Below are 13,463 nucleotides of genomic sequence, written 5' to 3' on the forward strand. Positions count from 1 at the left end.
GGCCGATGCGCGCAATCCGGCAGCCGCCAGGGAGGATGCCATGACGCTTGGGACCATCCTGATCATCCTGGTGATCATCTATCTGCTGGGCGGCATGTCCGGCCGGTTCGGTGGTTACGGCTATGGCATGGGCCATTCCGGCATGGGGATCGGCGGCGTCGTGCTGGTGGTTCTGGTCGTGCTGCTGCTGCTTGGCAAACTGTAAACCATCTAACATATTGAAATTATTTGGTTTACGGCGCTCGCGGGGCTGCCATGCGCGGATTCATCATCTCCCATCGCGGGGGTCGCATTTCTGTCAAAACAGCCTATATTAGAGGGCGAAAATGACATGTGCGGCGGGCCCACTCGATGGTGGCCCCTGCCTTTCAAAACCCCACGCGCTTAAAGCCCCAGACAAGATCACGAGGTCTTTGACCATGCGTCCACTGCGTCCGTTCAACTTCAACACTTCTGCCGAGCTCTTCCCCGCCGCGATCCGCAAGAAGAAGCGTGCAGGCTTCACCTATCGCCGGTTCGGCACCGCGGCCGAAGCCGTGCAGTTCGCGATGGAGCAGTTGCCGACGGATTCGCTGAACGGCGCCTATCTTCAGGTCGAGGAAGCGCGCTTCGACCAGAACGGCATCCGCTCGCTCTATGAGAGCGAGGCCTTCCCGCTGCCCCGCCGTCCCCGGCCGGCCCCGGCCCCCGAGACTGACGCCGACGCGGCGTAAGTTTTCGCTAAGCCCGATTTGCGCTGAGAGCGCGATGGCCGAAAGGCCGTCGCGCTTTTTGCGTTTGGAGGCTCTGTCCTCTCTCTCTTCCCGCAAGCGGGGAGAGGCGAAGAAAGAAGCGCCACGCTAAATCCGTGGCTGCTTGTCGAGCCAGCGGCGCAGCAGGCGGACATTGCGCATGTTGGCGCAGAACATGACGTCGAAGGCATCGCCCGCGAACGGCACCATGCCGACCACGCCGTCGACCGCGACATTGCCGAGCATGCGCGCGGTGAGATACCACGGCGCGCCCAGCGCGCGGGCCTCGCGCACCAGCCACAGCGAGATCGCGGTGGTGATGATGTCGCCGACGATCGGGATCAGCCCGATCAGGCCGTCGATGCCATAGCGGATATTCGTGCCGGGCAGGATGAAGGCGACATCGAGCAGCTTTGCGATCGCCTCGATCCGCGCCACCCGCTGCTCCCGCGTCAGATTGCCGAACGGGTTTCCCTGGCCGAACTCGAAGCGAAACTCGCGAAACCCCTGCTCCAGTGTTTCGGGACGGATCTCATGGCCGTCCTGGTCGATGATCGGCCCGCGCGCTTCGGTGCCCGAAAAACTCCCGCGCGCGCGGGACCCGGAACGGGGTCTGAGCGGAGCAAGAATATCGTCGTCGGACATGGTCATGGCCTTTGGAGAACGCACTGGTGTGGCGGAAGTTGCCGCGCCGCGCCCGAACGTCGCGCGTTCAGGTCTAAGCCGCAGCCGGCTGCGGCTCCTCGACATATCTATGCACGAGCCAGGATGAAAGCACCGCCGGCACGAATCCGACGAGGCCGTACAGGATGAATTGCACCGTGCCCGAATCCGGCCCGCGCGAGCTGTAGGTCAGCGACGCCAGCACGAAGGCGAACAGGCCGACCAGGAGCATCCGCAGCACCGGGCCGATCCGGCGGACATGGATCAGGATGTCGTCGACCGCACCGATCATCAGCGACGGCAGGAAGCCGAACAGATAGCTGTATTGCAGCGATTTGAAGAACACCGCGAACAGCTTTCCGACCTCGCCGAGATTGGTCTGGGCCCAATAACCGGACTGATAGGTCGTCGTCAGCAGCAGCAGGAACCCGCCGACGAACGGACCGACCAGCGCAAACACCAGATAGCGTTTCATCAAGTATCCTCATCCTTCGCCGCTGTTATAGCAGCGACGCGGGAACCTTGAATAGCGGGGCGCCGGCCCGTCCTGACGGGAACAAGCGGCAAGGCGACGAGTTCAGACAGGACTGAAATTCATACCTGCAGTCAGATTGGAGTTTGTCGATGTCCCGGAAATCCGTCCTTATGGCGACGCTCGCCCTGACAGCCCTGAGCTGCCTGTCGATCACGCCTGCTCTCGCGCAGGGCCACATGGGTACGCCGCAGGAGCAGAACGCCTGCTCGCGTGACGCCTCGCGGTTCTGCCGGAAGGACCTCGGCAATGACGGCGCTGTGCAGGCGTGCCTGCAGGCCAACCGGGCCAAGCTGTCGAAGTCCTGCAGCAAGGTGTTTCAGAGCCACGGCATGTAAGGCCGGGAACGATCCCCGGCGCACGGAGAGTGAAGCCATGTTGCGCGAGGAACAGCTCTCGATCCTGCGGGACATCAGCCAGTCGGTCGCCTTTGCCGACGACCGGCACGGCAAGATCGGCGAGCTGATCGCCGACGGCTACGTGATGAAGGACGGCGATCTGTTCGAGCTCACTGCGAAAGGCGTCACGGCCGTCGAGGAACACCCCGCAGCATCAGGCGCGAGCGATGCGGAAGAAGCGAACGCGTCGTCCGATCGGTTGATCTGATCCGCATGCTGCGTGACGGACACGCAACAATTGCGAATTCATTCGAGCGGACCATTGCAGCCGTGTGACAATCGCGCATACTCGAATCGGGCGGCGCAGCACTTTTCGATTCGAACACCACGAGAGATCGAGCGACCACATGCGGGACCAAAGTTCCCGGCGTGAAGGCTGTGACATGCGGCAGATCAAGCCGCGTGCGGCGCCCCAAAACCAAGTGGTTCAAACCACGGAACTCGGGGACGCATTCGTCATGACACGCTACACGACCATCGTTTCGCTCTTCGCTTTCGCAACCACCGCCATCGTACTCCAGACATCGCCCGGCCTCGCCTTCTCGTCCGAAGCACAGCAGATGTGCACAGGTGATGCGATGCGGCTGTGCTCCAGTGAGATTCCCGACATCTCGCGCGTCAGGGCCTGCATGGTGCAGAAGAAGGCGCAGGTCAGCCCCGGCTGCCGCGCCGTGATGGACCGCGAGCACGCGGCCGCGCGCAAGCGGGAGGCCGCGGCGCAATAGGCCGGTTCAATCCCGATCGGATCGCTTGAGAGTTCGATTCACCTCTCTCGTCGGGAGAGGTGAAGATCGGTCACGCGCCGGCCCTAGAGCCTTTCCCGTTCCGATGGAATCGGAACGGGGCTCTAGATTCTTGTTTTGACGCGTTTTCTTGACGCGAACCGGTATCCACTTCGCTCGAAAACGCTCTAGTCGCCCCACTGCGCGAACGCGTCGTTGAAGGCGCGCTCGCCGGGTGCGCCCTTCTCGATGGCGATGATGGCGCGGCGCTGGTTGGCGTAGACCAGCGGCACGTCGAACCATGAGCGCTCTTTCAGGAGCTGGACGTTACGGGCGCGGTCGGCGTCGACATTGGAGAGGCCGACCAGGAAGAAGCCGTCGGTGACCTTGACCGCGAGACCCGCGAGCGGCGTGCCGCGCGCCTGCTCGTTCGACTTCATCAGGATGCCCGGCACGTTGGAGATGCTGCCGCCCGGAAAGTCCGGCGGCAGGATGAAGGTCAATTCCGCGGTGTGGCTCGCCGGCAGTGACGAGTCGGTGTTGCGGCGGAACGACATCGTCATCTTGAACTTGCGGTCGGGGATCTCGATGTCGGCGCGCACGGCGACGTCGGCCTTCTGGTTGCCCGAGGCCTTGATCGGTTCGAGCCGCCACACCACCGAGCCGACATATTGCTTGCCCTTCGGGTCGGACGGATCCTCGTCATAGAGCACGACCTTCTGCGCCACCGGCGCGACCGGCTGGTCGCTGGCCGAAGGCTGGCCGACGCGATCCGGAATCTTGGGCTTGCTCTGCGGCTGGGCCGGATCCTTCGGCGCCTCCACCACCTGGGTCGGCGAGGACTTGAACAGGCCGCTCACGGTCTGGATCAGGGGCTTGCCCCAGAGGATGCCGGCGCCGACCAGGATCAGCACGATGCCGACGGCGATCGCGCTCTTGAACGGGAAGGCGGAGCCGGTGCGGGCGCGCTTCTTGGCTTCGCGCTCGGGCGCGACGCGCGGACGCGACGATGGCGGCTGCGGCGTGTAGCGCTCGGCCTCCTCGATCGACTCGTCGTAGGAATAGGGCGCGTCCTGCTCGCCGGCGCGATTTTCCAGGCTCGGCTCCAGCCGGTCGAACTCCGGCGAGGGCGAGGGCACATTGGCGTAGGTGCGACGCGCGGCGCGGTTGGCCTGCGCGGCAGCGCCGCCGAGATCGTTCACGTCGGCGGTGATGTCGCGAAAACCGCGTACGCCCGGTGCCGGCGGCTGAGGCGGTGGCGGCCCGATGTCGGGCGGACGGCGCCCGGGCGGGCGATCACGTCCGGCCGGCGGAGCAGCCGGCGGCTCCGGCATCGGCGGCGCCGCCGGGGGACCTGGTTGGCGCGACGCGTCGAAACGCGGGGCCCGCGGCGCACGCGGGGCGTCGCCCTGGTCATCGACATTGAAGGACGGGCGGTCGGCACGCGGCGGCGGTGGAGCCGGACGGGTGCGCGGAGCGGTCGGCTGAGACGGCGGCGGGTTGCCCTCGGCGGCGCGGGTGCTGGCCCGGCGGAAGGCGTCTCCGCTGCCGCCGCTGCGGGCGCCGCCACCGGGACCGGGGCGCGAGGCCTCCCGGGCGCGCTGGGCGGCCTCCGATTCGACCTTGCGGACGGCCTCTTCCAGCGACAGCCGTTCGCGGGTGATCTCGGATTCGGAGAGCGGCGGCTGCACGCTGCGGAGCTGCGCGATCAGGGCCGTGCGCGCGCGCTCATAGAGCGCGCGACGGCTTTCGCCGGGAGCGTTGGGGTCCAGGGCGGAAATAGCGCGGGCGATCAGCGGATAGTAATCAGCCATTTCAACTCAACTAGCGCACGTCCCGGTAAGATATCGTTAAGCCTCAAACGGATTTTGCACCAGAATAGTATCCTCGCGTTCCGGGCTGGTGGAAAGCAGTGCGACCGGGCACCCCACCAATTCCTCGATCCGGCGGACATATTTGATGGCCTGGGCCGGCAGGTCCGCCCAGGAGCGGGCATTGGCGGTCGGCTCCTTCCAGCCCTCGATGGTCTCGTAGATCGGCTCGACCCGGGCCTGGGCGCCCTCGCCGGCCGGGAAGTGGTCGATCTCCTTGCCGTCCAGCTTGTAGCCGGTGCAGACCTCGATCGTGTCGAAGCCGTCGAGGATGTCGAGCTTGGTCAGCGCCAGGCCGTTGATGCCGCAGGTCCGGACCGCCTGGCGGACCAGCACGGCGTCGAACCAGCCGCAGCGGCGCGGACGGCCGGTGTTGGTGCCGAACTCGCGGCCGCGCTCGCCGATCTTGCGGCCGGTCTCGTTGTCCTGCTCGGTCGGGAACGGGCCCTGGCCGACCCGGGTCGTATAGGCCTTGCACAGGCCGAGCACATAGCCGACCGCACCGGGGCCGAGGCCCGAGCCAGTCGCGGCCTGCGCCGCCACCGTGTTGGACGAGGTGACGTAGGGATAGGTGCCGTGGTCGACGTCGAGCAGCGCGCCTTGCGCGCCCTCGAACAGCATGCGCTTGCCTTCGCGCCGCTTGATGTCGAGCAGCCGCCACACCGTCTCGGCATAAGGCAGCAGCTCCGGCGCGAGCGCGGTCAATTCCTTCAGGATCACCTTGCCGTCGAACTCCGGCAGGTTGAGGCCGCGGCGTAGCGCATTGTGATGCGCCAGCAGCCGGTCGATCTTGTGCGGGAGGGTGTCGAGATCGGCGAGGTCCATCAGTCGGATGGCGCGGCGGCCGACCTTGTCTTCATAGGCAGGTCCAATGCCGCGGCGGGTGGTGCCGATCGCAGTCGCCGCATTGGCGGATTCGCGGTGCGCGTCGAGCTCGCGGTGCAGCGGCAGGATCAGGGTGACGTTCTCGGCGACGCGCAGATTGTCCGGAGAGATCGCGACGCCCTGCGAGCGCAGCTTGGTGACCTCGTCGAGGAAGGCTTGCGGATCGAACACCACGCCGTTGCCGATCACCGACAGCTTCTGGTCGCGCAGCACGCCGGAAGGCAGCAGCGCGAGCTTGTAGGTCTTGCCGTTGATGACCAGCGTGTGGCCGGCGTTATGACCGCCCTGGAAGCGGACGACGATGTCCGCCTGCTCCGACAACCAGTCGACGATCTTGCCCTTCCCTTCGTCGCCCCACTGGGCTCCGACGACGACAACGTTGGCCATTCGCGGGTAATCCTCTGAAGATTTTAGATGCGCCAGCCCAGCTGACGGCCGGAGCCGTTCGCACGCGAGGCAGCCAACCGGATAAAGGAAGCAGCCTCTCTAGGCAAGCAAGAACGGGGCTTTTTCGGGGCTCAAGACGCACTTTAACCCTTTGATATCCCCGTAAAATCCAGAAGCCTTCCATGGCCATTTCGTAAGCTTCGGCCAAAGCGCGAGGCTGATCCGCCGCTGCATGGTCGCGATGCGTCCGCCCCCCGTTGATGCCACTTCGATTTCCGTGTCTTTGGGCATGCCGGGCTATCAGCCGGCCCGCGCTTGCCGGGCCGGTGCCTCGGCGTACTCCACGCGGGGGCCATAACAACCACAATGTCCGCCACCGGCCAGACCACGAGCACCGAATCATCCAGTCACGGCTGGATCGCCAACCAGCCTTATTTGCTCCTCAGCATCACCGCGCTGTGCTGGGCCGGCAACGCCATCGTCGGGCGGCTGGCCGCCGGCCACATCCCGCCGGTGACGCTGTCGTTCCTGCGCTGGACCTTCGCCTTCCTGCTGGTGCTGCCGTTCGCCTGGAAACATCTCGCCCAGGACTGGCCCGCGATCCGCAGCAGGCTCGGCCTGATGATCGTGCTGTCGATCACCGGCATCGGCGCCTTCAACACGCTGCAATATTGGGCGCTGGAACATACCCAGGCGCTCAACACGCTGCTGCTGCAGTCGGCCGCCCCGCTGGTCGTGGCGCTGTGGTCGCTGGCGATCCTCGGCGTCCGCCTCACCGCGGCACAGGCGTTCGGCGTGGCTCTCTCGATGTGCGGCGTGCTGATGATCCTGCTGCATGGCGATTTCACCACGCTGTCGAACATCGCGTTCAACAAGGGTGACCTCATCTTCATCGTCGCGCTGATCATCTTCGCGCTGTATTCGGTGCTGACCCTGAAGCGGCCGCCGATGCACGGCCTGTCGTTCCTCGCCTTCACCTTCGGCGCCGGCGCCGCCTGCCTCATTCCGCTCGAGATCTGGGAATTGTCCGCGCGTCCGGTGATGAAGCTCGACGGGCCGAACCTGCTGACGCTGTTCTATGTCGCGGTGTTCCCATCGACGCTCGCCTACCTCTGCTTCAATCGCGGCGTGCGCCTGATCGGCGCGAACCGCGCCGCGCCGTTCTTTCACGTCGTGCCGGTGTTCGGCTCGATCATGGCGATGGCATTCCTCGGTGAACACCCGCAGGCGTTCCATTTCATCGGCTTTGCGCTGGTGCTGGCCGGCGTGTTCGTGGCGTCAAGGAAGCAGGCGACTTAACTCACCATCGTAGGGTGGGCAAAGCGAAGCGTGCCCACCATGCCAGTTGAAACGGGAAGGATGGTGGGCACGGCGCGCGAAGCGCGCGCCTTTGCCCACCCTACGAATCTCGGTGTGAACTCATCCTGAACTTGCTGTACGCTTCGTTCGTCGCGATGATCACGTGCTCGGCGCAGCCGTTGACGCGATGCGGGTCGGCCTGCGTCTCGTAAGCCTCCGACGTCATCATGTCGATGAAAGCCGCAACCGTTGGGTAATAGACCAGCGCGACGAAATCCCAGTCGTTGCCATCGTGCGGGCCAAGCGCGACCGCCTTCGCTTCGCCGGTCCACAGCAGCGTGCCGCCGCGTGCCCTGATCATGCGCACCGTGATCGCACTGTAACGAAGATATGCGTCCCAGCCCGAACCGTCGCCGTCGCGCGAGCGCTGGTGAAAACGCATCAGGTTCAGCATCACCACCGGCGCATTTGCATCGAGCCGCTCCAGGCCCTCGATGTTCAACATATTAACCGCCAATGACACCTCCTCAAGCCATGCCTGCATTGTAGCCTTGCGGCCGCAAGACTTGTGTCACAACAAGAATCCGGCGCAAGGTCGCATCCAACGCCAATGACGATTGCTTCGCCCGCGCCAAAGGCCTCGAATCCGGCCAGTTGGCTCAACAACCAGCCTTACCTGCTGCTCAGCCTGAGCTCGCTGTTCTGGGCCGGCAACATCGTGCTCGCGCGCCATGTCGGCGCGCACGTGCCGCCGCTGACGGTGACCACCATCCGCTGGTTCGGCGTGTTCCTGATCCTGTTGCCGTTCGCCTGGCCGCATCTGAAGCGCGACTGGCCGAATTTGCGCAAGAGCCTGCCGCTGATGCTGTTCCTGTCGCTGGTCGGCTTTGCCTTCAACAACGCGATCTCGTACTGGGCGATGCAATACACGGAGGCGCTGAACGCGCTGCTGATCCAGTCGGCCGGACCGCTGTTCGTGGCGCTGTGGTCGCTGGTGCTGTTCGGCGTGCGGCTGACGGGTGCGCAGCTCGCCGGCATCGCGATCTCGCTTCTCGGCGTGCTGATCATCATCCTGCGCGGCGATCTCGCCGCGCTCGCGAGCATCAGCTTCAACAGGGGCGACATCATGTTCGCCTCTTCGCTCGTGGCGTTCGGGCTCTACTCCGCCTTCATCCCGCGACGGCCCAAGATCCACCAGCTTTCCTTTCTCTCCTTCACCACCTTTTGCGGCGCGACGATGCTGCTGCCCGCCGCGATCTGGGAAGCCCTAAGCGGCCGTGTCCTGCAACTCGACGGGGTGACGCTGGCGACGCTGGGTTACATCCTGATCTTTCCCTCGACGCTGGCCTATCTCTTCTTCAACCGGGGCGTGGCGCTGATTGGCCCGAACCGCGCCGCGCCGTTCTTCCATCTGGTCCCGGTGCTCGGCTCGGCGATGGCGATCCTGCTGCTCGGCGAAAAACTCCAGCCGTTTCATTTGATCGGCTATGCGCTCGTGCTCGCCGGCGTCGTGTTCGCCTCACGCCAGGGTTCTGCGGTGAAATAATTCCGCGCAGCGAGCCGCAAACTCCCGTCTTCCGATTTTTGCGAAGAGAAGCTAGGTTCCCCGCCAACGAAAAAGAGGGAACGTCCAGACATGCTGTCATCACTGATCCGCGTTCTGCGCACTGCCGGCGCAGCCGCACTTTGTCTCGCCGCCGCATCCGCCGCGCAGGCCGACAATTATCCGAGCCGCAACATCACGCTGGTGCTGCCGTTCGCGGCCGGCAGCGGCACCGACACCACGACGCGGCTGATCTCGCAGCATTTGTCGCAGGCGCTCGGCGTCGGCATCGTGATCGAGAACAAGGCCGGCGCCAACGGCATGATCGCCGCGACCTTTGTGGCGCGCGCCGCCCCCGACGGCTACACGCTGCTGGTGACGACCAACACCACGCATTCGGCCAATCCCTACCTGCTCAAGAGCCTGACCTACGACCCTGTCAAGGACTTCACCCCGATCGCGCGCACCGGCGACCTGCCCTTCATGCTGGTGATTCACCCGGAGGTGCCGGCCAAGACCGTCGGCGAGCTCGTCGCCTACGGCAAGGCCAATCCGGGCAAGCTGAGCTACGCGTCGGGCTCGTCCTCGGCGATCGTGTCGGGTGCGACCTTTGCGCACAATGCCGGGCTCGATCTCCTGCACGTGCCCTACAAGAGCTCGCCGCCGGCGCTCAACGACGTCATGGGCGGCCGAGTCTCGATGATGTTCGTCGATATCCTGACCGGCCTGCCCCACGTCAACGGCAACGCGCTGCGCGCGCTCGCCGTCACCACCAAGGACCGCTCGCCGCTGGTGCCGAACCTGCCCTCGATGCAGGAGGCCGGCGTGCCCGATTTCGACATCTCGTCGTGGCAGGGCTATTTCGGCCCCGCCGGCATGCCCAAGGAGATCGTGACCAGACTTAACGCCGAGATCAGGAAGATCGTCGAGAAGCCGGAGATCAAGGCCCAGCTCGCCACGCTCGGCATGGACGCCTTCTCCGGCACGCCGGAGCAGCTCGGCACGTTCGTGAACGAGCAGCTGGTGCTGTGGGAGAAGCTGATCACGAACGCGAAGATCGAGAAGCAGTAGGGGGTCTAGGAAGGTGTCATCGCCCGCCTTGTGCGCAATTGCGCACTGGGGCGGGCGATCCAGTATTCCGAGACGTTGGTGATTGACCCGATGGGCCGCGGCGTACTGGATGCCCCGCCTTCGCGGGGCATGACAGCCGAAAAGTTGAAAAAGAAAAAAGGTGGGCACGGCGCTCGCGCGCCTTTGCCCACCCTACCAATTCAGCGAATTCCGTGCGTTCGGCTTTACGCCGCGCGGACCTTGGCGAGGAAGCCGTCGACGGCGCTGCGCAGCGCGCCGGACTGGCTGTCCAGCTCGCGGGCGTTGGTGAGCACGTCGGTGGCAGCAGAGCCGGTCGCTTCCGCGGCCGAGGTGACGCTGCCGATATTGGCGTTGATCTCGTTCGAGCCGGCCGCGACCGACTGGATGTTGCGGGCGATCTCGCGGGTCGCTTCGCCCTGCTGCTCGATCGAGGCGGAAATGCCGGCGGTGATCTCGCTCATCTCGGCGATGGTCTGGGTGATGCCGGAGATCGCGGTGACCGCGTCGCTGGTCGAGGTCTGCATCGCCGCCACTTGCGCGGAGATTTCCTCGGTCGCCTTCGCGGTCTGGTTCGCCAGCGCCTTGACCTCGGAGGCCACCACCGCGAAGCCGCGGCCGGACTCGCCGGCGCGCGCCGCTTCGATGGTGGCGTTGAGCGCGAGCAGGTTGGTCTGCGCCGCAATCGAGTGGATCAGCTTGACGACCTCGCCGATCTTCTCGGCGCCGGTCGAGAGCACCTGCACGGTGGCGTTGGTGCGCTCGGCATCGCTGACGGCCCGGCTCGCGACTTCGGTCGAGCGCGTGACCTGGCGGGAGATTTCCGCAACCGAGCTCGACAATTCTTCGGCGGCTGCGGCAACCGTGCCGACATTGCCGGAGGCTTTTTGCGAGGCGGCGCCGACCGTCGCCGCACGCGACGAGGCGTCGCTGGCCGTCGCGGTCATCGACTGCGCGGTGCTCTGCATGCCGGCGGCGGCCGAGGAGACCGAGCGGACGATGCCGTTGACGCTGCGCTCGAAATCGCTGGCGATGCCCTCCATCGCGCTGCGACGTTCCGCCGCGGCACGCTCCTTGGCATCGGCCTCGGTCTTCTCGAGGCCGCGGATGCGGACCGCGTTGTCCTTGAAGATCTGGACGGTCGAAGCCATCGCGCCGACCTCGTCGCCGCGACCAACCCCGGGAATCTCACCCTCGAGCTTGCCGTCGGCGAGATCCTTCATGCGGGCGCCGAGCAGCTCCAGCGGACGGCTGATGCCGCGGCTGATCAGCCAGGCAACGCCGCCGGCGACGATGACGATGCCGAGCATGGCAAGACCTAGCAGCCAGTAGACCGGGCCCATCTTGGCATCGATGTCGCTGAGATAGGCGCCAGTGCCGAGATACATGTCGAAACCGGGCACCGCGACGGCGTAACCGATCTTGCTGATCGGCGTCTCCTGGCCGGGCTTCACGTAATCATAATAGAGCAGGATCGAGCCGTTGGCCTTGACGCCGTCCATCAGCTCGACGGAGAGCTTGCGGCCGTTGGTCACGACATCCATGCGGTTGCTGCCGATCTGCTTCGGATCGGGCGCGAGCTGGGTGATGCCGTCATAGGACGTGCCGAACAGATAGCCCGAGCCGTTGTCGTAGGTCATCGCGTTGCCGTAGCGGCGAAGGTCGGCCAACGCCGCATCCTTGGTCAACTCGCCGGCATCGACGCGTTTCTTCAGCGCCGCGGCGTAGTTGCGGGGGATGTCCCGATCGCTGTTGAACTACGTCGGGTCGACGTTGCCGGAATGAATATTACGCAGCCCTCGTGACGTGGGCAACGGACTTGATTGTCATGCGATCGTGGTGAGCTTGAAGGGCCGCACGCAGAACCGACAATTGCTTATGCGCCTTCAATCGTCGGAAGCCCTTGTTGGCCTCGATCATACCGGCCGCGACCCATCGCAAGGCCATACCGGCATCCCGCCAGCGTTTAACGTTGCGCGTGACGCGGCGAATGGTGCCCATCATGTTCTCGGCGATATTGGTACAGGCGAGCGATCGGCGAAGCTCCTTCGGCAACTTCAACCGGACGACAGTCAGGATTTCGTCGAGGCCTTCGAGGATACTGGCCGCAACGCCGGGCCATTGCTGGTCGAGTCGACGCGCGAGATTGCGGATCAATTTTTCAGCCTTGTCGGCGTCATCGAGCTCCCAGGCCTGGCGCAGCACCCGGCGGGTGGCCGCATGATGCTCTTTCGGCAGGCGTTCCATGATGTTGCGCGCCTTGTGGATCTGGCAGCGCTGGATCGCAGCGGCCGAACCGAAGGTGCGGCGGATCGCCTTCGACAACGCCTTCGCGCCGTCGGCGATGAACAGTCTTGGCACCGTCGGGTCGAGCCCGCGCGAGACCAGGTTGTCCAGCAGGGCCTGAACCGTTGCTGCATTCTCGGTCGCCCCTTCCACCAGCGCCAGCGGATGCTTGTTGCCTTCGCCGTCAACCCCGATCGCGGCCACCAGCACGAGATCGTCGTCGAGATGCAGCCCGTCGATTTGGACCACCAGAAGGTCGAGCGCGGACAGATCGGCAGCCATGAAGTCGGCCAGCCGCGCCGCCGACAGAGCCACGAACCTCCGCGAGGCCGCCGACTTCGAAATCCCCGATCCGGGCGGTGCCGGCACGTCACCCTCGGGCAGCCGGACGGCGCGGCCGAACCGGCGCGTCGACACATTGATCAGCATCAGGTTCATCGCCCAGCGACCGAGCCAGTCCTCCTGCGCCGCCGTTTCCCAGCTCGGGATCGTGACCTCGCGGCCGTCCATGCCCCGGACCCGCGGGCGACCGACCTCGATCTTGCCGCCGTGGAAACCGATCCGCCCCCGCGTTCGGCCCCAACGGTGCGCCCGCCGCGCCGCATCACGACCGTGGCGCGGCCCGCAGGCCGCTGTCACATCCGCCTCCATCATCGTGCCGAGCGCCTCGATTCCTGCCGCAAGGCAGAACCGATCGAAGCTCGCTCGCACTTCCGCAAATGATTTCTCCACAGCCCCGGTCGCCGGCCAACCAGCCGGTGTGATATCTCTCGTCATGGCGTTGCTCTCCTTTGTGGAATCAGCACCCCGAGCCTACCGGCTCAAGGTGGGCAACGCCGACCTCTTCAGAAATTCAACAGAACCCGGGACATCCCCTAGTTGCGACCCAGGTCGACGATCGACTTGGCCTGGTCGATGCGCGCATTCACCATCTCGCGCTTCATCAGATAGCCGGCGAGAACACCGGAGAGGCAAAGGCCGAACAGGGTGACGCCGACAAGGATACCGAGCTTGGGGGCGATCTTCAGATTGCTCAACTTCACGGGACAGCTCCGGC

15 protein-coding genes and 1 pseudogene are annotated in these 13,463 nt (G+C 65.2%); 8 read left to right on the forward strand and 8 right to left on the reverse strand.

The annotated features are described in order from the left end of the window. Positions 1 to 40: 40 nt before the first annotated feature. Entirely contained in the window at positions 41 to 205 is a 165-nt protein-coding gene (locus HAP41_RS39745) for a DUF3309 family protein (protein ID WP_014492503.1), read from the forward strand. A gap of 214 nt (positions 206 to 419) precedes the next feature. After that, positions 420 to 713: a hypothetical protein gene (locus HAP41_RS39750; RefSeq protein ID WP_063981175.1), complete on the forward strand. Its 294-nt coding sequence runs from the start codon at positions 420 to 422 to the stop codon at positions 711 to 713. A gap of 126 nt (positions 714 to 839) precedes the next feature. Here HAP41_RS39750 and HAP41_RS39755 read toward each other — a convergent pair whose 3' ends face one another. Beyond that, complete coding sequence (locus tag HAP41_RS39755; RefSeq protein ID WP_166080462.1) at positions 840 to 1,382, reverse strand: DUF4112 domain-containing protein; 543 nt, start codon at positions 1,380 to 1,382, stop codon at positions 840 to 842. Positions 1,383 to 1,449: 67 nt separating this feature from the next. After that, positions 1,450 to 1,869: a DUF5413 family protein gene (locus tag HAP41_RS39760; RefSeq protein WP_063981174.1), complete on the reverse strand. Its 420-nt coding sequence runs from the start codon at positions 1,867 to 1,869 to the stop codon at positions 1,450 to 1,452. 149 nt (positions 1,870 to 2,018) lie between these two features. Between HAP41_RS39760 and HAP41_RS39765 the strand changes: the two genes are divergently transcribed. The 3 genes from HAP41_RS39765 to HAP41_RS39775 all read left to right on the forward strand — a co-directional run bounded on the left by HAP41_RS39765 (position 2,019) and on the right by HAP41_RS39775 (position 3,049). Next, the gene (locus HAP41_RS39765) at positions 2,019 to 2,264 is read left to right on the forward strand and encodes a hypothetical protein (protein ID WP_166080452.1); all 246 of its coding nucleotides are present in this window, start codon (positions 2,019 to 2,021) and stop codon (positions 2,262 to 2,264) included. 37 nt (positions 2,265 to 2,301) lie between these two features. Then, positions 2,302 to 2,532 (forward strand): hypothetical protein, encoded by a 231-nt coding sequence (locus tag HAP41_RS39770; RefSeq protein WP_071909802.1) that lies wholly within the window; start codon positions 2,302 to 2,304, stop codon positions 2,530 to 2,532. 250 nt (positions 2,533 to 2,782) lie between these two features. Further along, the gene (locus HAP41_RS39775) at positions 2,783 to 3,049 is read left to right on the forward strand and encodes a hypothetical protein (protein ID WP_028151045.1); all 267 of its coding nucleotides are present in this window, start codon (positions 2,783 to 2,785) and stop codon (positions 3,047 to 3,049) included. 185 nt (positions 3,050 to 3,234) lie between these two features. Here HAP41_RS39775 and HAP41_RS39780 read toward each other — a convergent pair whose 3' ends face one another. Then, the gene (locus tag HAP41_RS39780) at positions 3,235 to 4,860 is read right to left on the reverse strand and encodes a hypothetical protein (RefSeq protein ID WP_166080430.1); all 1,626 of its coding nucleotides are present in this window, start codon (positions 4,858 to 4,860) and stop codon (positions 3,235 to 3,237) included. 36 nt (positions 4,861 to 4,896) lie between these two features. Beyond that, positions 4,897 to 6,189, reverse strand: a complete 1,293-nt coding sequence (locus HAP41_RS39785) for an adenylosuccinate synthase (protein ID WP_085398944.1) — start codon at positions 6,187 to 6,189, stop codon at positions 4,897 to 4,899. A gap of 366 nt (positions 6,190 to 6,555) precedes the next feature. Between HAP41_RS39785 and HAP41_RS39790 the strand changes: the two genes are divergently transcribed. Beyond that, the gene (locus tag HAP41_RS39790) at positions 6,556 to 7,488 is read left to right on the forward strand and encodes a DMT family transporter (RefSeq protein WP_166080425.1); all 933 of its coding nucleotides are present in this window, start codon (positions 6,556 to 6,558) and stop codon (positions 7,486 to 7,488) included. Positions 7,489 to 7,588: 100 nt separating this feature from the next. Here the strand turns inward: HAP41_RS39790 and HAP41_RS39795 are convergent, their stop codons facing one another. Next, positions 7,589 to 7,993: a DUF1330 domain-containing protein gene (locus HAP41_RS39795; protein ID WP_175618274.1), complete on the reverse strand. Its 405-nt coding sequence runs from the start codon at positions 7,991 to 7,993 to the stop codon at positions 7,589 to 7,591. 105 nt (positions 7,994 to 8,098) lie between these two features. Between HAP41_RS39795 and HAP41_RS39800 the strand changes: the two genes are divergently transcribed. After that, positions 8,099 to 9,034 carry a DMT family transporter gene (locus HAP41_RS39800; RefSeq protein ID WP_166080398.1) on the forward strand — a complete coding sequence of 312 codons (936 nt, stop codon included), beginning with the start codon at positions 8,099 to 8,101 and terminating at the stop codon, positions 9,032 to 9,034. Between the two features lie 90 nt (positions 9,035 to 9,124). Then, on the forward strand, positions 9,125 to 10,102 hold the full coding sequence (locus tag HAP41_RS39805) for a Bug family tripartite tricarboxylate transporter substrate binding protein (RefSeq protein WP_166080377.1): 978 nt from the start codon (positions 9,125 to 9,127) through the stop codon (positions 10,100 to 10,102). A gap of 224 nt (positions 10,103 to 10,326) precedes the next feature. Here HAP41_RS39805 and HAP41_RS39810 read toward each other — a convergent pair. From HAP41_RS39810 to HAP41_RS39820, 3 genes and pseudogenes are all read right to left on the reverse strand, one after another. Then, positions 10,327 to 11,862: pseudogene (locus tag HAP41_RS39810) on the reverse strand (methyl-accepting chemotaxis protein); the annotation flags it as partial. 46 nt (positions 11,863 to 11,908) lie between these two features. Further along, positions 11,909 to 13,183 (reverse strand): IS256 family transposase, encoded by a 1,275-nt coding sequence (locus HAP41_RS39815; RefSeq protein WP_166080342.1) that lies wholly within the window; start codon positions 13,181 to 13,183, stop codon positions 11,909 to 11,911. Positions 13,184 to 13,281: 98 nt separating this feature from the next. Further along, complete coding sequence (locus HAP41_RS39820; protein ID WP_166049266.1) at positions 13,282 to 13,449, reverse strand: hypothetical protein; 168 nt, start codon at positions 13,447 to 13,449, stop codon at positions 13,282 to 13,284. Between the last annotated feature and the right edge of the window lie 14 nt (positions 13,450 to 13,463).

This window comes from Bradyrhizobium barranii subsp. apii, assembly GCF_011516635.5.
In the GTDB taxonomy this organism is placed as follows: Bacteria; Pseudomonadota; Alphaproteobacteria; order Rhizobiales; family Xanthobacteraceae; genus Bradyrhizobium; species Bradyrhizobium barranii.

Bases quoted from the DNA above. Each gene is read 5' to 3' on its own strand.
- HAP41_RS39750 (WP_063981175.1), top strand. From the start codon at position 420: ATGCGTCCACTGCGTCCGTTCAACTTCAACACTTCTGCCGAGCTCTTC.
- HAP41_RS39805 (WP_166080377.1), top strand. From the start codon at position 9,125: ATGCTGTCATCACTGATCCGCGTTCTGCGCACTGCCGGCGCAGCCGCA.
- HAP41_RS39775 (WP_028151045.1), top strand. From the start codon at position 2,783: ATGACACGCTACACGACCATCGTTTCGCTCTTCGCTTTCGCAACCACC.
- HAP41_RS39780 (WP_166080430.1), bottom strand. From the start codon at position 4,860: ATGGCTGATTACTATCCGCTGATCGCCCGCGCTATTTCCGCCCTGGAC.
- HAP41_RS39755 (WP_166080462.1), bottom strand. From the start codon at position 1,382: ATGACCATGTCCGACGACGATATTCTTGCTCCGCTCAGACCCCGTTCC.
- HAP41_RS39745 (WP_014492503.1), top strand. From the start codon at position 41: ATGACGCTTGGGACCATCCTGATCATCCTGGTGATCATCTATCTGCTG.
- HAP41_RS39800 (WP_166080398.1), top strand. From the start codon at position 8,099: ATGACGATTGCTTCGCCCGCGCCAAAGGCCTCGAATCCGGCCAGTTGG.
- HAP41_RS39815 (WP_166080342.1), bottom strand. From the start codon at position 13,183: ATGACGAGAGATATCACACCGGCTGGTTGGCCGGCGACCGGGGCTGTG.
- HAP41_RS39765 (WP_166080452.1), top strand. From the start codon at position 2,019: ATGTCCCGGAAATCCGTCCTTATGGCGACGCTCGCCCTGACAGCCCTG.
- HAP41_RS39795 (WP_175618274.1), bottom strand. From the start codon at position 7,993: ATGTTGAACATCGAGGGCCTGGAGCGGCTCGATGCAAATGCGCCGGTG.
- HAP41_RS39770 (WP_071909802.1), top strand. From the start codon at position 2,302: ATGTTGCGCGAGGAACAGCTCTCGATCCTGCGGGACATCAGCCAGTCG.
- HAP41_RS39785 (WP_085398944.1), bottom strand. From the start codon at position 6,189: ATGGCCAACGTTGTCGTCGTCGGAGCCCAGTGGGGCGACGAAGGGAAG.
- HAP41_RS39760 (WP_063981174.1), bottom strand. From the start codon at position 1,869: ATGAAACGCTATCTGGTGTTTGCGCTGGTCGGTCCGTTCGTCGGCGGG.
- HAP41_RS39790 (WP_166080425.1), top strand. From the start codon at position 6,556: ATGTCCGCCACCGGCCAGACCACGAGCACCGAATCATCCAGTCACGGC.